Genomic DNA, 22,042 nt, shown 5'->3' with positions numbered 1-22,042 from the left:
GCGCCGCTGCGCTGGCCGGTGCCGCGAAGCGCTGCGTTAACATCGGCCACCCAGCCTGACGCTTTGGCCCTTATGAACGCCCCGATCCCGATGCAGCAGCTGCTCGCCGCCGCCGACGTGCAGCCGCGGCTGCGCGAAATCCCCTACAACTACACCTCGTTTTCCGACCGCGAGATCGTCATCCGGCTGCTCGGCGCGCGCGCCTGGGAGCTGCTCGAGCAGCTGCGCCAGGAGCGCCACACCGGGCGATCGGCGCGCATGCTCTACGAGGTGCTGGGCGACATCTGGGTGGTGCAGCGCAACCCCTACCTGCAAGACGACTTGCTCGACAACCCCAAACGCCGCCGCGCGCTGGTGCAGGCGCTCGAGCACCGGCTGTGCGAGATCGAAAAACGCCGCCGTCCGCTCGAAGACGGCGCGCGCGACGCGCTGGTGGGCGAGCTGCTGGCGGCGGCGCAGCAGGCGGTGCGCGAGTTCGAGCGCCGCTTCACAGAGGTGGCCACCCTGCGCCAGCGCGTGGCCAAGGCGCTGCGCCGCCACACCGCGCGCGACAACGTCAAGTTCGATGCCCTGAGCCGCGTCAGCCACGTCACCGACGCCACCGACTGGCGCGTCGAATACCCCCTGGTGGTGCTCACGCCCGACAGCGAGGCCGAAACCGCCGCCTTGGTGCGCGCCTGCTTCCAGCTTGGGCTGACGTTGATTCCGCGCGGCGGCGGCACCGGCTACACCGGCGGCGCGGTGCCGCTGTGCTGGAACAGCGCCGTCATCAACACCGAAAAACTCGAGGCCCTGAGCGCCGTCGAAATGACCACGCTGCCCGGTGTGGCACAGCCCGTGCCCACGATCTGGAGCGAGGCCGGGGTGGTGACGCAGCGCGTGGCCGACGCCGCCGAGCGCGCTGGTTTCGTGTTTGCCGTCGATCCCACCAGCGCCGAGGCCTCGTGCGTGGGCGGCAACATCGCCATGAACGCCGGCGGCAAGAAAGCCGTGCTCTGGGGCACCGCGCTCGACAACCTGGCCAGCTGGCGCATGGTCACGCCCGACGCCGAATGGCTGCAGGTCACGCGCCTGAACCACAACCTGGGCAAGATCCACGACGCCGAAAGCGCCAGCTTCGAGCTGCAATACTTTGGGCCCGACGGCAAGACGCTGCTGCGCACCGAGCGCCTCGACATCCCGGGCCGCACCTTCCGCAAGGCCGGGCTGGGCAAGGACGTGACCGACAAGTTCCTGGCCGGCTTGCCCGGGGTGCAGAAAGAGGGTTGCGACGGCCTCATCACCAGCGCGCGCTGGGTGTTGCACCGCATGCCCGTACACACCCGCACCGTGTGCCTCGAGTTCTTTGGCAACCCCAGAGACGCGGTGCCCAGCATCGTCGAAATCAAGGACTACCTCGATCGCCTGCAACGCAACGGCAGCGCGCAGCCAGTGCTGCTGGCCGGGCTCGAGCACCTGGACGACCGCTACCTGAAGGCGGTGGGCTACAGCACCAAGAGCAAGCGCGGTGGCCTGCCCAAGATGGTGCTGATCGGCGACCTGGTGGGCGACGACCCGGACGCGGTGGCGCACGCCACCAGCGAGGTGGTGCGGCTGGCCAATGGCCGTGCCGGCGAAGGCTTCGTCGCCGTGAGCCCCGAGGCGCGCAAGAAGTTCTGGGCCGATCGCAAGAAGACCGCCGCCATCAGCCGCCACACCAACGCCTTCAAGGTCAACGAAGACGTGGTCATCCCGCTGGCGCGCATGGGCGAGTACACGCTCGGCATCGAGCGCATCAACATCGAGCTGAGCCTGCGCAACAAGCTCGAACTGGCCGATGCGCTGCTGGCCTTCTTTGACCGCGCCGCGCTGCCGCTGGGGCCGGTGGAAGACGCCGCCGACCGCCCTGGGCCGCAAGCGCAGCTCGAGCGGGCGCAACAGGCGCGGGCGCTGATCGAGCGCGTGCGCGCGCAATGGCTGGGCTGGCTCGAAGCGCTCGACGGCTTTGCCGCCGCCCCCAGCGCAAATGTCCAGGATGCCCTCGATGCCCTGGACGGGGTGGATGGCTCGGACGGCGCACCCACCGAGCGCAACAGCTTCGAGCCCTTGCAAGAGCAACGCTGGCGCGCCAGCTGGAAGACGCAGATTCGGGCCCCGCTGCGCGCCCTGTTTACTGGCAGCGTCTGGACGCCGGTGCTGGCCGAATGCGAGGCCATCCACCAGCGCGTGCTCAAGGGCCGGGTCTGGGCGGCGCTGCACATGCACGCCGGCGACGGCAACGTGCACACCAACATCCCGGTCAACAGCGACGACTACGCCATGCTGCAGACCGCGCACGAAGCGGTGGCGCGCATCATGGCGCTGGCGCGCAGCCTGGGCGGCGTGATCAGCGGCGAGCACGGCATCGGCATCACCAAGCTCGAATATCTGAGCGAGGCCGAGCTGGCCCCGTTTGCCGACTACAAACAGCGCATTGACCCCGAAGGCCGCTTCAACCGCGGCAAACTGCTGCGCCACAGCCCCTTGTTCGCACAGGCCGAGCAGCGCCGCGCCGACCTGAGCCAAGCCTACACCCCGAGCTTTGGCCTGATGGGCTACGAGTCGCTGATCATGCAGCAAAGCGACATCGGCGCCATTGCCGACAGCGTCAAGAACTGCCTGCGCTGCGGCAAATGCAAGCCGGTGTGCTCGACCCACGTGCCGCGTGCCAACCTGCTCTACAGCCCGCGCAACAAGATTTTGGCCACCAGCCTGCTGATCGAAGCCTTTCTGTACGAGGAGCAGACCCGGCGCGGCATCAGCCTGCGGCACTGGGAAGAGTTCGAAGACGTGGCCGACCACTGCACCGTGTGCCACAAGTGCCTGTCGCCCTGTCCGGTCAACATCGACTTTGGCGACGTCACCATGAACATGCGCAACCTGCTGCGCAAGATGGGCAAAAAGAGCTTCAGGCCGGGCAACGCCGCCGCCATGTTCATGCTCAACGCCACCCGGCCCGAGACCATCAAGCTCGCGCGCAGCCTGATGGTGGGGGTGGGCTTCAAGCTGCAGCGCTGGGCGCACGGGCTGCTCAAGGGGCTGGCGCGCCAGCAGACCAGCGCCCCGCCCGCGACCCTGGGGCCGGCCCCGATCAAAGAGCAGGTGATCCACTTCGTCAACAAAAAGCTGCCCGGCGGCCTGCCCAAGAAAACCGCGCGCGCCCTGCTCGACATCGAAGACCGGAACTACGTGCCCATCATCCGCGACCCGCGCGCCACCAGCAGCGACACCGAGGCCGTGTTCTACTTCCCTGGCTGCGGCTCCGAGCGCCTGTTCAGCCAGGTCGGGCTGGCGACCCAGGCCATGCTCTGGCACGCCGGCGTGCAGACCGTGCTGCCGCCGGGCTATCTGTGCTGCGGCTACCCGCAGCGCGGCTCGGGCCAGTTCGACAAGGCCGAGCAGATCATCACCGACAACCGGGTGCTGTTCCACCGCGTCGCCAACACGCTCAACTACCTCGACCTCAAGACCGTGGTGGTGAGCTGCGGCACCTGTTACGACCAGTTGCAGGGTTATCAATTCGAGCAAATCTTTCCCGGCTGCCGCATCATCGACATCCACGAATACCTGCTCGAAAAGGGCATTACCTTGCCCAAGACCGACGGCAGCTACCTGTTTCACGATCCCTGCCACAGCCCGATGAAGCTGCAAGAGCCGCTGCAAACCGTGCAGGCGCTGCTCGGCCCCAAAGTGCTCAAAACCGAGCGCTGCTGCGGCGAGTCGGGCACGCTGGGCGTGACCCGGCCCGACATTTCGACCCAGGTGCGCTTTCGCAAAGAGCAAGAACTCAAGCAAAACGCTGCCGATCTGGCCGCGCTGGCGGGCCCCCGTGCTGACACGCGCCCGAGCAAGACCAAGGTGCTCACCAGTTGCCCCAGTTGCCTGCAAGGCCTGAGCCGCTACGGCGACGATCTGGGCAACGGCTTGCTCGAGGCCGACTACATCGTGGTCGAGATGGCGCAGCAGATATTGGGCCCCAACTGGCTGCCCGAGTACGTGGCGCGCGCCAACGCCGGGGGCATCGAACGGGTGCTGGTGTGAGTCGGTCGCCGTGCCCGCTGTGTCGCAGCGAGGGCGGGCAGGTGCTCTGGCGCGACGCGGGCTTGCGCATCGTCCGTGTCGCCGGGGCGGAGGCCGAGGATTTTCCCGGCTTTTATCGCGTCATCTGGAACGCCCACGTGGCCGAGTGGACCAACCTGTCGGATGCCGAACAAGGGCGCTGTCTGAGGGCGCTCAACGCCACCGAGCGGGCCGTGCGCGAGCACCTGCGGCCGACCAAGGTCAATCTGGCCTCGTTGGGCAATTTGGTGCCGCATCTGCACTGGCACGTGATCGCGCGCTTCGACTGGGACAGCCGCTTTCCCGCCCCGGTCTGGGCCCCCGCCCAGCGGGTCGCGCCATCGGCCCGGATGGCGGCCTTGCAATCCGCCCTCGCGGCCTGCGATGACGCCCTGGCCGGTGGGGTATTTGCCTGAGCCCCACAATCGCCCCACCCCTTTCAGGAGCAACACCCATGGCCGGACTCACCTCAACCACTCCCATTGCACAAAACATCACCGTGCACGCCCAGTCGCGACTGCTGGAGATCGTGTTTTCCGACGGTGCGCACTTCAAGCTGCCGTTCGAGCTGATGCGCGTGTACTCCCCTTCTGCGGAAGTGCAGGGCCATGGCCCGGGTCAGGAGGTGTTGCAGACCGGCAAGCGCGAGGTCGGCATCGTGGCCTTGGAGCCGGTCGGCCAATATGCCGTGCAACCGACCTTTACCGACGGGCACAACAGCGGCATCTACAGCTGGGATTACCTCTACTCTCTGGGGGCCCGGCAGGCCGAGCTGTGGGCCGACTACGAACGCCGTCTGGCCGCAGCGGGCATGGGCCGCGACGCCCCGATGCCTGCCAAAACCGGATCGGCCTGTGGTCGCTCCCATTGAACTGGCCCCTGAAGCGGCTACCATAGCAACATGAGCCAGACCCATTTCGGATTTGCCGCCGTCGATGAGCAGGACAAGGCGCGCCACGTGCGCGCCGTGTTCGATTCGGTGGCGCCGCGCTACGACCTCATGAACGACCTGATGTCGGGCGGCCTGCACCGCTTGTGGAAGCGCTACGCGGTGGCGGTGGCCAATGTGCAGCCGGGGCAGCGCGTGCTCGACCTCGCCGGCGGCACCGGCGACTTGGCGCGCGCCTTTGCGCCGCTGGTGCAGCCCGGTGGCGTGGTGGTGCACACCGACATCAACGAGGCCATGCTGCGCGAGGGCCGCGAGCGCCTGCTCGACGCCGGGGTGCTGCTGCCGACGCTGGTCTGCGACGCCGAGCGCCTGCCCTTTGACGAAGGCGCTTTCGACCTGGTAACGGTGGCCTTCGGGCTGCGCAACATGACGCACCAGCAGCTCGCGCTGCAAGAGATGCACCGGGTGCTGCGCCCGGGCGGCAAGCTGCTGGTGCTGGAATTCTCCAAGGTGGCGCCGCCGCTGCAGGCGGCTTACGACTGGTACAGCTTCAACATCCTGCCGCGGCTGGGTCAGTGGGTGGCGGGCGATGCAGACAGCTACCGCTATCTGGCCGAATCGATCCGCATGCACCCGGATCAGGAAACTTTGCGTGGCATGATGCGTCAAAGCGGCTTCGGGCATGTGGACGTGCACAACCTCACGGCCGGCGTCACGGCCTTGCACGTGGGCATCAAGTGTTGATTTTTCAATGAAAGTGAGCGAGACATGAAGTTTTGGTCGATTTTTCTGGCGCTGATGCTGGCGCTGACCTCCTTTGATGCCCTGGCGCAAAAACGCTTTGGCGGCGGCGGCTCCTTCGGGCAGCAGTCGGGCAACGTGCAGCGCAACGCCACGCCAGCGCAACCGGCGCAGGCCCCAGGTCAGCGCGCCGGGCAGGCCACACCCAACCAGGCCCCGGCTTCGCGCCCTTGGGGGGCCATGCTGGGCGGCCTGGCAGCGGGTCTGGGCTTGGCCTGGCTGGCTTCGTCGCTCGGTTTGGGTGAAGAGTTTGCCACCCTGCTGCTGTTCCTGCTGGCCGGTTTGGCGATCATGGTGGTGGTGGGCCTGATTCTGCGCGCCCGCGCCGCCTCGGCCGGCCGTTCGCCCTTTGCCATGCAAGGCGCCGGTGGCCAGTACACGGCGCGCAGCTACCAGCCCGGCAATGTGGGCAACGACGCCTCGGCGCGGCCTTGGGAGCGCAGCCAGAGCGGCTTTGGTGGCAGCCCGGCCCCGGCCTCTGGGGCGGGCGGCCAAGGCGGTAGCCTGATCGGTTCGGCCTTGGGCGGCTCGGCGCTGGGCGGCAGCCAAAGCTGGGGCGTGCCTGCAGACTTCGACACCGAGGGCTTTCTGCGCGCCTCCAAAGCCAATTTCGTGCGCATCCAGGAGGCATGGGACCGCGCCGACATCGCTGCCCTGCGCACCCTGATGAGCGACGAGATGGTGGGCCACATCCAGGCCCAGCTGGCTGAGCGCGCCGTCGAGCGCGAGCGCGCCGGCGCCCCGCTGGTGCAGAAAAACGAAGTGCTGATGCTCGAGGCGCAGCTGCTGGGTATCGAAGACCGCGGGCACGACTACATGGCCAGCGTCGAGTTCTCGGGCATGATGCGCGAAGAGGGCTCGGCCGGCCCCACGCCGATGCGCGAAGTCTGGAACATCACCCGACCCAAGCAAGGCCCAGGTGGCTGGGTGGTGGCGGGCGTGCAGGCCCTGCACTGAGAGGCGGCCAGGCGCAGCGACAGGCTGGGCTTTATGCGCCAAAATCGGGGGGCCATGAAACAGCCCCCCTTTGCTTTTCCGCCGCCGCCCGAGGCGCTGCAGCGCTTCCTGGAAGCGCTGCCCAAACTGCCCAAGCTGCCCGCCCTGGATGCGCTGCCCGCAGCGCTGCCCAGTCTGGCGGCCTTGCCTGAGCCCCCCGAATGGTTGCGCCTGGAACTGCACAACCGCTTGCTGCTGCTGCTCAACCACGTGCTGCAGCAAGAGCCGCAGGCCATGGAGCGGCTGCGCCGCCAGCAAGGCAAGGTGGTGCGGGTGCAATGGGGGCCGTTTGCGCTCGAGCTGCAGGCCACGCCGGCGGGCTTGCTGGCGCTGGCGGCGCCGGAGCGCACCCCCGATCTGCGCATCGAGCTCACCGACCCCTCGCCGCTGGCGCTGGCCCAAGCGGCCCTCAGCGGCGCCAAGCCCGCGCTCGAAATACAGGGCGATGTGCAGCTCGCCGCCGAAGTGGCGTGGCTGTTCGACAACGTGCGCTGGGACGCCGAAGAAGACCTCTCCCGCCTGCTGGGCGACGCGCTGGCGCACCGGCTGGTGAGCGCGGTGCAGGCCGGCTTGGCCGAGCTCAAGCGCTTTGGTGCCAGCCGCGGTGAGCGCGGAGCGCCGACGTGATCCGGCGTTTCTTTCGCGGCGCCTTCATCGTCTGGGTGGTGTTGCGCTACGGCCTCGACGAGCTGGTGCTGTCGGGCTTTGACAACCCGCTGCTGGCCTTGCTGCGCCGCATCGTCACGGTGGGGCGCAACCTGCGCGCCCCGCGCGGTCAGCGCCTGCGCGAGGCGCTCGAGCGGCTCGGGCCGATCTTCGTCAAATTCGGTCAGGTGCTCTCGACCCGGCGCGACCTCATGCCGCCCGATATCGCCGAGGAGCTCGCGCATCTGCAAGAGCGGGTGCCGCCTTTTCCCAGCGCGGTGGCGGTGGCCACGATCGAAAAAGCCTTTGGCAAGCCGCTGCAGCAGATATTTGCCCAGTTCGAGCAGACGCCGGTGGCCAGCGCCTCCATTGCGCAGGTGCATTTTGCGCAACTGCACGACGGGCGCGAGGTGGCGGTCAAGGTGCTGCGCCCCGATATGTTGCCGGTGATCGAGAAAGACCTCGGTCTGATGCGCCTGATGGCCGGCTGGGTGGAGCGGCTCTCGGTCGATGGCAAGCGCCTGAAACCGCGCCAGGTGGTGGCCGAGTTCGACAAATACCTGCACGATGAGCTCGACCTGTTGCGCGAAGCCTCCAACGCGGCCCAGTTGCGGCGCAACATGCAGGACCTCGATCTGGTCCTGATCCCCGAAATGCATTGGGACTGGTGTCGCTCCGACGTGCTGGTGATGGAGCGCATGCGCGGCGTGCCCATCAGCCAGGTCGAGCGGCTGCGCGCGGCCGGGGTGGACATCCCGCGCGTGGCGCGCGAAGGGGTGACGATCTTTTTTACCCAGGTGTTTCGCGACGGGTTTTTCCATGCCGACATGCACCCCGGCAACATCCAGGTCAGCCTCGAGCCCGCCACCTTTGGGCGCCTGATTTCGCTCGATTTCGGCATCGTTGGCACCTTGACGCCGACCGACAAAGAGTATCTGGCGCAAAACTTCACCGCCTTTTTCAGGCGCGACTACAAGCGCGTGGCCGAACTGCACGTGGAAAGCGGCTGGGCCCCGCCGCACACCCGCATCGACGAGCTCGAGGCCGCCATCCGCGCCGTGTGCGAGCCCTATTTCGACCGCCCCTTGAAGGAAATCTCGCTCGGCATGGTGCTCATGCGGCTGTTCCAGACCTCGCGCCGCTTTCAGGTCGAAATCCAGCCGCAACTGGTGCTGCTGCAAAAAACCCTGCTCAACATCGAGGGCTTGGGGCGCGAACTCGACCCCGAGCTCGACCTCTGGAGCACGGCCAAACCGTTTCTGGAAAAGTGGATGCTCGAGCAGGTGGGGCCGCAGCGCCTGTGGCAGCAGCTCAAGGCCGAAGCGCCGCTGTATGCCAAGCTGCTGCCCGCCTTGCCACGGCTGCTGCACGACTATCTGCGGCAGCGCCCGACCGACTTGCGGCGCGAGGTGCAGGAGCTGGTGCAGGAGCAGCGCCGCACCAACCGCCTGCTGCAGGGCATCATTTATGGCGGCGTGGGCTTCGTGCTGGGGTTGCTGGCGATGCAGCTCTATGTGCGCGTCAGCTTGTGGTGAGGGCAGGGCTGGCAGGCTGGGCCCAAGCCCAGCATCGGGATGGTTCGCGCCAAAGCGGATCGAGACCGCAGGCTTGAAACGGCACCGTCTGGCCCCAGCTAAAATGCCGGGTTCGAACCCGCTTCCTTCTCTGTTCCCGATTTGCACAGGTACACCCCATGCCCATCTACGCCTATCAGTGTGAGTCCTGCGGCCACGCCAAGGACGTGTTGCAAAAAATCTCCGCCGACCCCCTCACCACCTGCCCGGCTTGCGGGGCCGAGAGCTTCAAAAAGCAGCTCACTGCCGCCGGTTTCCAGCTCAAGGGCTCGGGTTGGTACTGCACCGATTTTCGCAACGGCTCGGGTGCTGCGGCCAAGCCGGGCGCTGCGGCACAGTCTGCCGGCCAGCCCGAGGCGGCTGCGGCGGCACCACCGCCCTGCGGCCAGCCCGCCTGTGCGGCCGCCTGCCAAGGCCAGGCCTGATGCCCATCCTTGGCGCCACGCCTTGCCCGTGCAAAGGCTTGGCGCGCGCCCTCTGGGCCGGGCCACGAAGCGCTGCGCTCGCGCGCCCTCGCTGCATCTGTTTGATTCCCTGTTTTTGAAAGCCCTTACATGTCGATGCGCAGCCACTATTGCGGTTTGGTCACCGAAGCCCTGCTGGGCCAAGCCGTCAGCCTGTGCGGCTGGGTCAACCGCAGGCGCGACCACGGCGGCGTGATCTTCATCGACCTGCGCGACCGCGAAGGCACGCTGCAAGTGGTCTGCGACCCCGACCGACCCGAGATGTTTGCCATCGCCGAGGGCTTGCGCAACGAATTTTGCGTCCAGATCCAGGGCGTGGTGCGCGCGCGCCCGGCTGGCACCGCCAACGAAGCCATCAAGAGCGGTCAGGTGGAGCTGCTCTGCCACGCCATCACGGTGCTCAACCCCTCGGTCACGCCGCCGTTCACGCTCGACGACGACCATCTGAGCGAGACCACGCGCCTGACGCACCGCGTGCTCGATCTGCGCCGCCCCACCATGCAGCGCAACCTGATGCTGCGCTACCGCGTGGCGATGGCGGTGCGCCAGTTCCTGGACGCGCACGGCTTCATCGACATCGAAACCCCCATGCTCACCAAGAGCACGCCCGAGGGCGCGCGCGACTACCTGGTGCCCAGCCGCGTGCACGACGGCCACTTTTTTGCCCTGCCGCAGTCGCCGCAGTTGTTCAAGCAGTTGCTCATGGTAGCCGGCTACGACCGCTACTACCAGATCACCAAGTGCTTTCGCGACGAAGACCTGCGCGCCGACCGCCAGCCCGAGTTCACGCAGATCGACATCGAGACCTCGTTCCTGAGCGAGCAAGAGATTCGCGACCTGTTCCAGCGCATGATCACCGAGGTCTTTCGCGGCACGCTGGGTGTGGAGCTGGGCGCGTTCCCGGTCATGGCCTACGCCGAAGCCATGCACCGCTTTGGTTCCGACAAGCCCGACTTGCGCGTGCGGCTCGAGTTCACCGAGCTCACCGACGTCATGGCGGGGGTCGAGTTCAAGGTCTTCAGCAGCGCGGCGCAGATGAAGGGCGGGCGCGTGGTGGCGCTGCGCGTGCCCGGCGGCGCCGCCCTGAGCCGCTCCGAGATCGACGCCTACACCGAGTTCGTGAAAATCTACGGCGCCAAGGGGCTGGCCTGGATCAAGGTCAACGACCTGGCGGCGGGCCGCGAGGGTTTGCAAAGCCCGATCGTGAAAAACCTCGACGACGCCGCGCTGGCGGCGGTGCTCTCGCGCAGCGGCGCGCAGAGTGGCGACCTGCTGTTCTTCGGTGCCGACAAGGCCAAGGTCGTCAACGACGCCATCGGCGCCTTGCGCCTCAGGATCGGCCACAGCGACTTTGCCAAGGCCAACGGCCTGTTTGAGCCACGCTGGGCGCCGCTGTGGGTGGTCGATTTCCCCATGTTCGAGTACGACGACGAGGCCGCGCGCTGGAACGCCGTGCACCACCCCTTCACCGCCCCCAAGGCCGGCGACGAAGCCTACATGGCCAGCGAGCCCGGGCGCTGCGTCGCGCAGGCCTACGACATGGTGCTCAACGGCTGGGAGCTGGGCGGCGGCAGCGTGCGCATCCACCGCGCCGAGGTGCAGGCCAAGGTGTTCGAGGCGCTGGCCATCAGCCCGGCCGAGCAGCGCCAGAAGTTCGGCTTTCTGCTCGACGCGCTGCAGTACGGCGCGCCGCCGCACGGCGGGCTGGCGTTCGGGCTCGATCGGCTGATCACGCTCATGACCGGCGCCGAGTCGATTCGCGACGTGATCGCCTTCCCCAAAACCCAGCGCGCCCAGTGCCTGCTGACGCAAGCGCCGAGCCCGGTAGACGAAAAGCAACTGCGTGAACTTCACATCCGGCTGCGCAATCCGATTGTGGCCCAGTCCTGATATAGTGGCTGGGCAACGTGCCCTTTTCCATCACCCTCAACGGGAGCTAGCCATGACCGATTCCACCGCCGCCTCCAAAGACAAGCTGGTCGCCGACCTCAAGGTCGTGATCGCCGACGCCGAAGAGTTGCTCTCTGCCACCGCCCACGAAGCGGGCGAGCGCGTGGCGCAACTGCGCGAGCGCGTGCAAGACAACCTGCGCAATGCGCGCCACACCCTGGGTGGCCTCGAGGACGACCTGCGCCTCAAGGCGCGCGACGCCTGCCGCGCCACCGACCACTACGTGCACGAGCACCCCTGGACCTCGATCGGCGTTGCCGCCGGCGTCGGGCTGCTGCTGGGTCTGCTGATCAGCCGCCGCTGAAGCGGCCACGAAGGCGGCATTGGGGCGGCGCTTGGGCTGCGTTCAGGCTTCGGCCTGAGCTGCCTTGGTGCTTGCCCTTTTTGATCCGCTTTCGGTCCTTTTTCAAGCACCCCGCACCCCCTATGGCTTTGCTGCGCCCCTCTGCCGACCAGCCGCCGCGCCCGGCCTGGAGCGCCAGCCTGCGCGGCTTGCTGCGCGACGCGCTCAGCCTGGCGCAGGTGCGCCTGGAGTTGCTCGCGCTCGAAGGGCGTAGCCACGCCCAAGCCGTGGTCGGCCTGCTGCTGTTGGGCTGGGCGGCTTTGTGCCTGTTGTTGCTCGGCCTGGCTTTTTTGGCGGTGCTGCTGACCGTGCTTTGGTGGGACACGCCCTACCGCGTGTTGGCGCTGGCGGCGTTTGCCTTCGTATTCCTCACCCTGGGCGTGGTCGCCGCAGCCTGGGCCTGGCGCAGTTGGCAGGCCGAGCGGCTGTGGTTCGAGGCCTCGCGCCAGGAACTGGCGCAGGATTTGCGCCGGCTGCGCCCATGAACGGCCCTAACGCGCGCTACTGGGAGCGCCGCGCGGCGCTGTTGCAGCAGTCGGCGCAGTTGCGCACGCGCCTCGAGGGCCACGTGCAGGCGCTCGAGCCGGCCTGGCAGGTGCTAGACGGCGCCCAGCGCGGCCTGGGCTGGCTGCGCCGTCACCCCTGGGTGCCGCTGCTGGGTTTGCTGGCGCTGGCGCGGCGCCCGCGCACCGCCCTGAGTTGGGGCTGGCGTGCCTGGCGCACCTGGCGCTGGGTGCAGCCTTGGCTGGGCTCCGAGCGGCCGACCACATTGCGGCAGACCCAACCATGAAGCTGATTTTTGGCCTGGTGTTCGGCATCGGCTGCATCTTTGGCGGCTACGTCCTGTCCGGTGGCAAGATGGGCGCCATTCTGGCGGCGCTGCCCATCAAGATGCTGATCATCATGGGCGGCGCGCTGGGCGCCTTCATCATCAACAACAACCCCAAGGTGCTCAAGGGCGCGCTGGCCGGTATCGGCGCGGCCATGAAGACCAGCAAGCACACCAAGGCGCGCTACCTCGATTTGCTCGCGCTGCTGTACGACGTGCTGCAAAAGGCGCGCAAGGAAGGGCTGATGGCGATCGAGTCTGACATCGAAAAGCCGGAAGACTCGCCCCTGTTCCAGAAGTACCCCGCCATTGCCGCCGACCACCATACGGTCGAGTTCATCACCGACTACCTGCGCATGATGGTCTCGGGCAACCTGAACGCGCACGAGATCGAGTCCATCATGGACAGCGAGATCGAAACCCACCACAACGAAGGGCATCTGGTGGCGGCGGCCTACCTGCGCCTGGCCGGCGCCCTGCCGGCGTTTGGCATCGTGGCGGCGGTGCTGGGCGTGATCCTGACCATGGCCTCGGTGACCGAGCCGCCCGAGGTGCTGGGGGCCAAGATCGGTTCGGCCCTGCTCGGCGCCTTCCTGGGCATCTTCCTGGGCTACGCCATCTTTGAGCCGCTGGGTGGCACGCTGGAGCAAAAGCTGGAGGAAGACACCAAAGAGCTGCAGTGCATCAAGACCGTGCTGCTGGCCAGCATGCAGGGCTACCCGCCCCTGACGGCGATCGAGTTCGGGCGCAAGGTGCTGTTCTCGAACGAACGCCCGAGCTTTGTCGAGCTCGAAGGGCACGTCAAGCAGAAGAAGTAAGCCCGGCGCCCGGGCTGCACTCGGCATGGACACGCGAACATGAGCGCCACCGGCAAACCGCTGCAGCCGATCATCATCAAGCGCATCAAGAAGGGCGCGCATGGTGCGCATGGCGGTGCCTGGAAGATCGCCTACGCCGACTTCGTCACCGCCATGATGGCGTTGTTTTTGCTGCTGTGGCTGCTGGGCTCGACCACCGAAGAGCAAAAGCAGGCCATCTCTGGGCACTTCAACCAGACCATCATGGTGGCTTTGTTGGGCGGGCCGGGTGCGGGTGCAGGCACCACCGTGCTGCCCCATGCCGGGGGCGATATCACCCAGGCTGTGGGCGAGGTGGCGCGTGCACCCCAACCCAGCCCCCCCGATTTGCAACGCGCCCAGGAAGCCCAATTGCGCCAGATGCAACTGGCGCTGGACCGCAGGCGCATCGAAGACCTGCGCGGCCAGATCGAGCAGGCCATCGCCGCCAATCCGCAACTGGCCGTGTACAGCCAACAGATCCGGCTCGAAATGGTGCAGGACGGGCTCTACATTCAGATCGTGGACGAACAGAACCGCCCCATGTTCGACGCTGGCAGCCCGGTGGTGCCGACGCACCTGCGCAGCATCCTGCGCCAAATCGCGGTGTCCTTGCAGGCGGTGGACAACCGCATTTCCATTTCCGGTCACACCGACGCCAGCCCATTTGGGCGCGGCGCTCTGGGTTACAGCAACTGGGAGCTGTCGGCCGACCGCGCCAACGCCACCCGGCGCGAGCTCATGGCTGCCGGCACGCCCGAGCAAAAGATTGCGCGCGTGGTCGGCATGGGACCGGCCCAGCCCTTGCTGCCCGAAAACCCATTCGACCCGCGCAACCGGCGCATTGGCATCCTGGTGCTGACGCAAGAGGCCGAGGAGCGCATGACGCGCGCCATCGAAGGCGCCGCACCCCAAGCGCCTGCCCCCACACCGGCGCAGCCGCTGGCCCCAGACCAGCCCACACCGGCTCCGGCTGCCGTTCCCACAGCGCCCGCGCCCAGCCCGCCGCCAGCCCCGGCCCAGCGCCAAGGGGGCACCCCTGGGACGGTTGCCTTGCCGCCCTTGCCAGCCATTGCGCCACCCATCAGCCCGCCCCTGACCCCGCCCGCAGCGCCGCCTGCGCCGCCGCGCTAGCGTCAGGCGTCTGGCACCTGCCCAGCTGTTTGTGCTGGCCCAGTTACACTAGCGCCAACCGAAAACCGTACCGGATCTAGCCATGCCTGACCTGCGTTTCCTGATCGTCGATGATTTTTCGACCATGCGCCGCATCGTGCGCAACCTGCTCAAGGAAATCGGCCACACCGACGCCGACGAGGCCGAGGACGGCGTCGTGGCCTTGCACAAGCTGCGCAACGGCCGCTTCGATTTCGTGGTTTCCGACATCAACATGCCGAACATGAACGGCTTCGAGTTGCTGACGCAGATCAAGGCCGACGACAAGCTCAAGCACATCCCGGTGCTCATGGTCACGGCCGAGGCGCGCAAGGAAGACATCATCGCCGCCGCCCAGGGCGGGGCGGCGGGCTACATCGTCAAGCCCTTCACCAAAGCCACGCTGGAAGAAAAGCTGGCCAACATCTTCAAGAAAATGGGCTGGTGAGCGCACCCAGGCACGCACAGGGCAGGGATATGGATCAGCAAACGCACGAACATCAGGCCGAAATCTTTCAGCGACTCGGGCGCATCACGCGCCAGTTGCATGACGCGCTCAACGAACTGGGCTACACCCCGGTGCTCAAGGGCGCCGTCGATGAGTTGCCCGATGCCCGCAGCCGCCTGCAATACATCGCGCGCCTCACCGGCGATGCGGCCGAAAAGGTGCTCAACCGCGTCGATGAGGCCAAGGCCGAGCAAGACGCCGTGCGCCTGCACAGCCAGCAACTGCTCGACACCATCGGCGCCGTGCCAGGCCTCAAATGGGCCATGCCCGAGCTGCTCGAGTGGTCGCAGAAAATCCAGCACAGCACCGAGCGCACCGACGCGCACCTGACCGAGATCATGCTGGCGCAGGACTTTCACGACCTCACCGGGCAGGTGATCAAGAAAGTGGTGACGCTGGCCGCCACGATCGAGGAGCAACTGCTGCAACTGCTGCTCGAATCGGCCGCGCACGCGCAGTCCGAGGCGGCGCCGCAACCCGCGGCGCTTGCCGCGCCGGCTCCTGCCGTGCGGCGCGAACCGTTGTCTGGCCCAGTGGTCAACCCCGAAGGCCGCACCGACGTGGTCACCGACCAGTCGCAGGTGGACGATCTGCTCGCCAGCCTCGGCTTTTGAGGCATCGCGCCTGCCCAAGGCGCGTGTTAAGTGCAAACAGCTCGGTTTAGGGGCGGCTAATCGGGCTTTAGAAATCTGGCGCGCACCAGACAATGCGGTCAACCCAGCGTTGGCCGCCCATGGAATCCTCCCAAGACAAAAACCTGCCCGCCACCCCGCGGCGCCTGCAAAAGGCGCGCGAGGACGGTCAGGTGCCGCGCGCCAAGGATTTGAGCAACCTGGTGGTGGTGGCCGGCGGCATGGTGCTGCTGTGGCTCAGCACGGCCTGGGCCTACGAGCGCATGAGCCAGGTCATGCGCATCAGCTACCGCTTCAACGCCGAGTCGCTGCGCCATCCCGAGCACATGCTCGAGGTGCTGGCGCTGGCCCTGTACGCCGCCCTGCTGTACTACCTGCCGCTGGCGCTGACGGTGGCGGTGCTGGCGGCGCTGTCGCTGGTGGCGGTGGGCTCCTTTGCCTGGAGTTTCAAGCCCATCACGCCCAAGCTGTCGGACATCGGCCTCATCAGCGGCTTCGGGCGGCTGTTCTCGATGCAGCAGCTGTTCGAGCTGCTCAAGCTGCTCGCGGTTTCGATCCTGTTGGCGCTGGTGGGATGGTGGTTCGTGAGCAGCCATTTGCCGGCGTTTGGCTCCCTGCTGCTGCGCCCGCTCGAGAGCTCGATCCTGCAGTTGGGGCAGTGGTTCATGCTGGGTGTGGGCGGCCTGCTGCTGGTGTTGCTGCTGGTGGCCCTGATCGATGTGCCGCTGCAGCAGTATCTGCACCGGCGCAACCTCAAGATGTCGCACCAAGAGGTGGTGGACGAGAACAAGGAAGCCGAGGGCAACCCGTGGTTGCGCGCCAAGCGCTTGCAGCGCCAGCGTGAACTGGCGCAGGGCGGCAGCGTGGCCCAGGTGCCCGCGGCCGACCTGGTGCTGATGAACCCCACCCACTACGCCGTGGCGCTCAAGTACGACGAGCAAACCATGGCCGCCCCGCACGTGATCGCCAAGGGGGCCGACCTGAACGCGCTGCGCATCCGCGACATGGCCAAGCTGCACCAGGTGCCGGTGTTGCAGTCCCCGATGCTGGCGCGCGCGCTGTATGCGCACACCGAAATCAACCAGCAGGTGCCGGCGGCGCTGTTCACCGCCGTGGCCCAGGTCTTGGCCTATGTGTACCGTCTGCGCGCTGCGCTGCGCGGCCAGGGCCCCATGCCGGGCCAGCCACCCAAGCCCCACGTGCCGCCCGAACTCGACCCGCATCAGGGCCACGATGGGGCACCGGCGCAGGCCTAAGCCCGCGCGCTCAGACACGATGCTCCCATGAACGCCCTGTTGCAAACCCTACAACGCTGGTTCGGCCCCGGCAGCGGCTATGCCGCCGTGATCGCCGTGCCCATCCTGGTGATGCTGGTGCTGGCCATGCTGGTGCTGCCGCTGCCGCCCTGGCTGCTGGACCTGCTCTTCACCCTGAACATCGCCGTGGCCCTGATGGTGATGATGGTCGCGGCGTATATGCGGCGGGCGATGGACTTCATCGTCTTTCCCACCGTGCTGCTGCTGACCACGCTGATGCGGCTGGCGCTCAATGTGGCCTCGACCCGCGTGGTGCTCATGGAAGGGCACCAGGGCACGGGGGCGGCCGGCAATGTGATCGAGGCCTTCGGCACCTTTCTGGTCGGTGGCAACTTTGCGGTCGGCGTGATCGTGTTCCTGATTCTGGTGGTGATCAACTTTGTCGTCGTCACCAAGGGCGCCGAGCGCATCGCCGAAGTCGGGGCGCGCTTCACGCTCGACGCCATGCCGGGCAAGCAGATGGCGATCGACGCCGACCTCAACGCCGGCATCATCAACGACAAAGAGGCCAAGCAGCGCCGCGCCGAAGTGGCCGAAGAGGCCGACTTCTTCGGCAACATGGACGGCGCGGCCAAGTTCGTGCGCGGCGACGCCATTGCCGGCATCCTGATTTTGCTCATCACCATGATCGGCGGCTTTGCCATCGGCATGCTGCAGCACGGCATGAGCGCGGGCGACGCCTCCGGCACCTACATCACGCTGGCCATCGGCGACGCGCTGGCGGCGCAGGTGCCGGCGCTGTTGATTTCGGTGGCGGCGGCGATGGTGGTCTCGCGCGTGGGCAAGGAAGAGGACCTGGGGCAGCAGATCGTCGGCCAGGTGTTCGATTCGCCCAAGGTGCTCGGCATCAGCGCGCTGGTGCTGTTTCTGCTGGGCATCATCCCGGGCATGCCCAACGTGGTGTTCCTCAGCTTTGCCTTTGCCCTCGGGGCGGCGGCGTTCTGGACCGGTTGGCAGCAGCGCAAGGCGCAGGCGGCCAGCGAGCTGGCGCAGCAGCAGGCCAGTGCGCCCGCCCCCAGCGACGGCGAGGCCTCGTGGAACGACATGCAGCCGGTCGATCTGCTGGGCCTGGAGCTGGGCTACCGCCTGATACCGCTGGTGGACAAAGCGCGCCAGGGCGATTTGCTCACGCGCATCAAGGGCGTGCGCAAGAAGTTCGCCCAAGACGTGGGCTTTCTGCCGCCGCCGGTGCACGTGCGCGACAACCTCGAGCTCAAGCCCAGCAGCTACCGCATCGCGCTGCGCGGCGTGGTGGTGGGCGAAGGCGAGGTGTTTCCGGGCCAGTTCATGGCCATCAACCCGGGCCACATCCGCACACCCCTGATCGGCAACCCGACCACCGACCCGGCCTTTGGCCTGCCGGCGCACTGGATCGACGAGCGACAAAAAGAAAACGCGCAAATGGCCGGTTATACCGTGGTTGATTCCGAGACCGTGCTGGCGACGCATTTGTCACACTTGATGCAGGTCCATGCCGCCAGGCTGCTGAGCCGCACCGAGGTGCAAGAGCTGGTGGCGCACGTGTCCAAACTGGCCCCCAAACTGATCGAGGAAGTGGTTCCGGCCATGGTGCCCATCGGCGTATTTCACAAGGTGCTGCAGCTGCTGCTCGACGAGTCGGTGCACATCCGCGACGTGCGCACCATCGTCGAGGCCCTGGCCGAACACGCCGGCCAGACGCAGGACCCGGCCGAGCTGGCGCGGCGCATGCGGCAGGCGCTGGCGCCGGCGATCGTGCAGCAAATCTACGGCCCGGTGAGCGAACTGGAGGTGATCGCCATCGAGCCCGGGCTCGAGCGCTTGCTCACCCAGGCCCTGGGCGGACAGGGCGCGGGCGCGCTCGACCCCGGCGTGGCCGAACTGCTCACCCAGTCGGCGGCGCAGGTCTCGAACCGGCAGGAAGAAAAAGGCATCCCGGCCTGCCTGCTGGTGCCTGACGCCATCCGCAGCGCCATGGCGCGTCTGCTCAAGCGCGCCGCGCCCCGCCTGCAGGTGCTGGCGCACAGCGAAATCCCTGACACCCATTTGATCCGCATCGGCCCGATACTTGGAGAGCCCGCATGAACGCCCAACGCTTTATAGCCCCGAACTCGCGCGAAGCCATGGCGCTGGCCAAGGCCACTTTTGGCGACAGCGCCGTGATTTTGTCGAGCCGCTCCATGGATCAAGGTTTTGAAGTGGTGGCCACCAGCGAGGAAGACCTGGGGCACTTGCGCACGCAGGTTGCGGCTGCCCCCAAGCCATCGCAGCGCCCCGACGAACGCACGCCGCGCGCCAACCTGCAGCAGCGCGCCGAGAGCCAGTTGCCGCGCCAGCAGCCAGCGCCCAGCAGCGTGGCGCAGGACACCGAAACCATGGCCATGAGCACCTTGTCGTTCCAGGACTACGTGCGCGAACGCATGCTGCGCAAGCGCCGCGAAGCCATGCAAAGCCCAGTGCGCGCCGATCCGGTGCCCAGCGAGCCTGCGCACCCACAGGGCGCCGCACCCGCACGCCGCAGCGCGCCCGAGCGCGAGGGCTATCGGGCCTCGCCCGATGAGCACGACCTGCGCTTGCAATTTGCCCAGCCCGCAACTGCTGCGCCCAAGCCCAAGGCGCGCCCGGCAGTGGTGAGCCCGGTCCCCGAAGCACCCAAAGCCGACGCCTCGCCCTCGGTGGCGGCGCGCCTGACCGAGCAGATCGACAAGCTGCAGACGCTGATGGAGGAACGCCTGAACACCTTGGCTTGGCTCGGGCAGGCCAAGCAAGACCCGATCGAGGCCGGTCTGCTGCTCAAACTCATCCGCTGCGGCTACTCGCCCACGGTGGCGCGCGCGGTGATCGAGCGCCTGCCCGAAGGCCAAGAACCAGCGGCGGCCTTTCGCTGGACGCAAGAGGTGCTGGCGCGCAACCTGCGCACCCACCGCGAAGCCGGCCAGCTGTGCGACGAGGGCGGGGTGTTTGCGCTGGTGGGGGCCACCGGCGTCGGCAAAACCACCACGGCGGCCAAGCTGGCGGCGCAATGCGTGCAGACCTATGGGCCCAGCAGCATCGGCCTGATCACGCTCGACAGCTACCGCGTGGCCGGCTACGAGCAGTTGCGCTCCTATGCGCGCATGCTGGGCGTGGTGGCGCATCTGGCGCACGACCGCGCGGCGCTGCAAGACCTGCTCGAGCTGCTGGCCAACAAGCGCATGGTGCTCATCGACACCGCCGGGCTGGGCCAAAAAGACCCGCGCATCGCCGAGATGATGGAGCTGCTGGACTCGCCCGGCATCAAGAAACTGCTGGTGCTCAACGCCGGCGCCCACGGCGACACGCTCGACGAGGTGGTGCACGCCTACGTGGGCAGTGGTCTGCATGGCGTGATTTTGTCCAAGCTCGACGAAGCCGCCAAGCTCGGGCCGGCGCTCGACACCCTGATCCGGCACCAGCTGGTGCTGCGCGGCCTGAGCACTGGCCAGCGCGTGCCCGAAGACTGGCAGCGCCCCGATGCGCCGACGCTGGTGCGGCTGTCGATGGCGGCGAGCGGCAAATCGTCGTTCGACCCGCTGGAGGCCGAGTTGCCGGTGTACTTTGCCGAATCGGGCCAGGTGCGGGTGCCGTTGGACGGTCGCCATGTTTGAGTCCGGTTTCGACCAGGCCACGGGCCTTGCGGCCTTGCGCCTGCAGCATCCCAAGCGCTTGTTGCCGGTGGTGCAAAGCCCCGATCCGGCGCTGGCGCAGGCGGCGCTGCAGCGGCTTGAAGACGGCTTGCTGCATCTGGGTCTGAGCGTGCTGCCGCTCGATGGCATGCCCGAGAGCGGTGGCGCGCTGTCCCCATCCAGCGCCTGGCTGGACCAGTGGCAGCAGGCGCTGCCCGACGCTGGGGTGTTGCTCTGGCAGGCCCCGCTGGAGGCCTGGGCGGTGCGGTTGGCCGGCACCCAGGCGCGCCCGCTGGTGCTGCTCGATGCGGTCCCGGCGAGCCTGGTGAACGCCTACAACGCCGTCAAGGTCTTGTGGCAGGTGGCGGCCCTGCAGGCGCTGGTGCTGTGGCTGCCCGAGGCCGAGCCGACCTCGGTGCGGTCAGCCGACAGGGATCAAGGCCAGGAGCCTGGGCCGGTGCAGACGCTGCGCCAGCAGGTCTGGCGCCACCTGGGGCTGCGGGCTGCGGTCTGGCCGCTCGGGTATGATCGTCAGCGGGGTGTCTTGCACCACGCGGCTGGCGAGTCCTGTATGCAACGGGTACTGGAAACGGCGTTGGTGCTGCAAGATTGCGTGAGACAACCCCATGTTCATTCCATTTCACACGAGTTTTTCGCGCTTTCAGCCCACCAGACCGGCGCATTTCCTGATGTACACCGCCAAAGGCACGCTTGACCGCGATGCCCAACTCAGACGCCACAGCCCTTTGGTGCTCCGTCTGGCGCATCATCTGATGGCCCGACTCCCGGCCAGCGTCGATATCGACGACCTGATCCAGGTCGGCATGATCGGCCTCAACGAAGCCCTGTCGCGCTACGACCCGGCGCAAGGGGTGCAGTTCGAGACCTTTGCCAGCCAGCGCATCCGCGGCGCCATGCTCGACGAGCTGCGCGACGGCGACTGGCTTTCACGCGGCTCGCGCAAGCAGCAAAAGGACATCGAGCAGGCGGTGCAGCGGCTGGAGCAGCGCCTGCAGCGGGCACCGCGCGAATCCGAGATCGCGCTCGAGCTCGGGCTGTCGCTGCCCGAATACCAGGAGATGCTGGGCCGGGTGCGCGGTTCGCAACTGGTTTACCTCGAGGACCTGAGCGGCGGGGCGGAAGACGAGCAGTTCCTCGACCGCTTTCTGCCCGCCGACGAAGGCGCCAACCCGCAGGCCCAGTTGAGCGAGCAGCGCATGCGTGCGGCCCTGGTCGAGGGCATCAACAAGCTGCCCGAGCGCGAGCAGCACGTGATGAGCATGTACTACGAGCACGACATGAACCTCAAGGAGATTGCTGCCGTGCTGGGGGTGACCGAGTCGCGCGTGAGCCAGTTGCACAGCCAGTCGATTGCGCGGCTGCGGGCGCGGCTGCGGGCGCACTGAA

At 67.3% G+C, this 22,042-nt stretch carries 21 protein-coding genes; all 21 read left to right on the top strand.

Annotated elements, in window-relative coordinates:
- Positions 1-72 precede the first annotated feature (72 nt).
- The 21 genes from AAAZ40_RS10735 (at position 73) to AAAZ40_RS10635 (ending at position 22,041) form a co-directional block, all read left to right on the top strand.
- Positions 73-4,059 carry a DUF3683 domain-containing protein gene (locus tag AAAZ40_RS10735; RefSeq protein WP_476660359.1) on the top strand — a complete coding sequence of 1,329 codons (3,987 nt, stop codon included), beginning with the start codon at positions 73-75 and terminating at the stop codon, positions 4,057-4,059.
- Positions 4,056-4,493 (top strand): HIT family protein, encoded by a 438-nt coding sequence (locus tag AAAZ40_RS10730; protein WP_476660358.1) that lies wholly within the window; start codon positions 4,056-4,058, stop codon positions 4,491-4,493. The genes AAAZ40_RS10735 and AAAZ40_RS10730 overlap by 4 nt, the downstream gene beginning before the upstream one ends.
- A gap of 38 nt (positions 4,494-4,531) precedes the next feature.
- Positions 4,532-4,948, top strand: a complete 417-nt coding sequence (locus AAAZ40_RS10725; protein WP_476660357.1) for a gamma-butyrobetaine hydroxylase family protein — start codon at positions 4,532-4,534, stop codon at positions 4,946-4,948.
- A 30-nt stretch (positions 4,949-4,978) separates the two neighbouring features.
- Positions 4,979-5,710: a bifunctional demethylmenaquinone methyltransferase/2-methoxy-6-polyprenyl-1,4-benzoquinol methylase UbiE gene (ubiE, locus tag AAAZ40_RS10720; protein WP_476660356.1), complete on the top strand. Its 732-nt coding sequence runs from the start codon at positions 4,979-4,981 to the stop codon at positions 5,708-5,710.
- A gap of 24 nt (positions 5,711-5,734) precedes the next feature.
- A complete protein-coding gene (locus AAAZ40_RS10715; protein ID WP_476660355.1) occupies positions 5,735-6,724 on the top strand; it encodes a Tim44 domain-containing protein in 990 nt (329 codons plus the stop codon).
- A 54-nt stretch (positions 6,725-6,778) separates the two neighbouring features.
- Positions 6,779-7,390, top strand: a complete 612-nt coding sequence (locus AAAZ40_RS10710; protein ID WP_476660354.1) for an SCP2 sterol-binding domain-containing protein — start codon at positions 6,779-6,781, stop codon at positions 7,388-7,390.
- Positions 7,390-8,943 carry a ubiquinone biosynthesis regulatory protein kinase UbiB gene (gene ubiB / locus AAAZ40_RS10705; protein WP_476661733.1) on the top strand — a complete coding sequence of 518 codons (1,554 nt, stop codon included), beginning with the start codon at positions 7,390-7,392 and terminating at the stop codon, positions 8,941-8,943. Before AAAZ40_RS10710 ends, ubiB begins: the two co-directional genes overlap by 1 nt.
- A 158-nt stretch (positions 8,944-9,101) precedes the next feature.
- The gene (locus AAAZ40_RS10700; protein WP_476660353.1) at positions 9,102-9,407 is read left to right on the top strand and encodes an FmdB family zinc ribbon protein; all 306 of its coding nucleotides are present in this window, start codon (positions 9,102-9,104) and stop codon (positions 9,405-9,407) included.
- A gap of 129 nt (positions 9,408-9,536) precedes the next feature.
- Positions 9,537-11,336 (top strand): aspartate--tRNA ligase, encoded by a 1,800-nt coding sequence (gene aspS, locus AAAZ40_RS10695; protein ID WP_476660352.1) that lies wholly within the window; start codon positions 9,537-9,539, stop codon positions 11,334-11,336.
- A gap of 52 nt (positions 11,337-11,388) precedes the next feature.
- Positions 11,389-11,700, top strand: coding sequence for an ElaB/YgaM/YqjD family protein (locus tag AAAZ40_RS10690; protein ID WP_476660351.1), 312 nt, complete (start codon positions 11,389-11,391; stop codon positions 11,698-11,700).
- Between the two features lie 122 nt (positions 11,701-11,822).
- On the top strand, positions 11,823-12,224 hold the full coding sequence (locus tag AAAZ40_RS10685) for a phage holin family protein (RefSeq protein ID WP_476660350.1): 402 nt from the start codon (positions 11,823-11,825) through the stop codon (positions 12,222-12,224).
- Complete coding sequence (locus AAAZ40_RS10680) at positions 12,221-12,529, top strand: YqjK family protein (protein ID WP_476660349.1); 309 nt, start codon at positions 12,221-12,223, stop codon at positions 12,527-12,529. Before AAAZ40_RS10685 ends, AAAZ40_RS10680 begins: the two co-directional genes overlap by 4 nt.
- Entirely contained in the window at positions 12,526-13,386 is an 861-nt protein-coding gene (gene motA, locus AAAZ40_RS10675; protein WP_476660348.1) for a flagellar motor stator protein MotA, read from the top strand. Before AAAZ40_RS10680 ends, motA begins: the two co-directional genes overlap by 4 nt.
- A 39-nt stretch (positions 13,387-13,425) precedes the next feature.
- Positions 13,426-14,538 (top strand): flagellar motor protein MotB, encoded by a 1,113-nt coding sequence (motB, locus tag AAAZ40_RS10670; protein ID WP_476660347.1) that lies wholly within the window; start codon positions 13,426-13,428, stop codon positions 14,536-14,538.
- A gap of 82 nt (positions 14,539-14,620) precedes the next feature.
- Complete coding sequence (gene cheY / locus AAAZ40_RS10665) at positions 14,621-15,004, top strand: chemotaxis response regulator CheY (RefSeq protein ID WP_250959790.1); 384 nt, start codon at positions 14,621-14,623, stop codon at positions 15,002-15,004.
- Between the two features lie 29 nt (positions 15,005-15,033).
- Positions 15,034-15,678, top strand: coding sequence for a protein phosphatase CheZ (locus AAAZ40_RS10660; RefSeq protein ID WP_476660346.1), 645 nt, complete (start codon positions 15,034-15,036; stop codon positions 15,676-15,678).
- A gap of 119 nt (positions 15,679-15,797) precedes the next feature.
- Positions 15,798-16,952 carry an EscU/YscU/HrcU family type III secretion system export apparatus switch protein gene (locus AAAZ40_RS10655; protein WP_476660345.1) on the top strand — a complete coding sequence of 385 codons (1,155 nt, stop codon included), beginning with the start codon at positions 15,798-15,800 and terminating at the stop codon, positions 16,950-16,952.
- Between the two features lie 27 nt (positions 16,953-16,979).
- On the top strand, positions 16,980-19,076 hold the full coding sequence (gene flhA, locus AAAZ40_RS10650; protein ID WP_476660344.1) for a flagellar biosynthesis protein FlhA: 2,097 nt from the start codon (positions 16,980-16,982) through the stop codon (positions 19,074-19,076).
- A complete protein-coding gene (flhF, locus tag AAAZ40_RS10645) occupies positions 19,073-20,617 on the top strand; it encodes a flagellar biosynthesis protein FlhF (RefSeq protein ID WP_476660343.1) in 1,545 nt (514 codons plus the stop codon). The genes flhA and flhF overlap by 4 nt, the downstream gene beginning before the upstream one ends.
- Positions 20,610-21,350, top strand: coding sequence for a hypothetical protein (locus tag AAAZ40_RS10640; protein WP_476660342.1), 741 nt, complete (start codon positions 20,610-20,612; stop codon positions 21,348-21,350). Before flhF ends, AAAZ40_RS10640 begins: the two co-directional genes overlap by 8 nt.
- Complete coding sequence (locus tag AAAZ40_RS10635) at positions 21,325-22,041, top strand: RNA polymerase sigma factor FliA (protein WP_476660341.1); 717 nt, start codon at positions 21,325-21,327, stop codon at positions 22,039-22,041. The genes AAAZ40_RS10640 and AAAZ40_RS10635 overlap by 26 nt, the downstream gene beginning before the upstream one ends.
- The last annotated feature ends 1 nt before the right edge of the window (position 22,042 follow it).

The organism is Serpentinimonas sp. SMBJO2 (genome assembly GCF_056341105.1).
The sequence above is the reverse complement of the archived record's forward strand: the minus strand, read 5'-3'. Positions and strand labels throughout refer to the sequence as shown.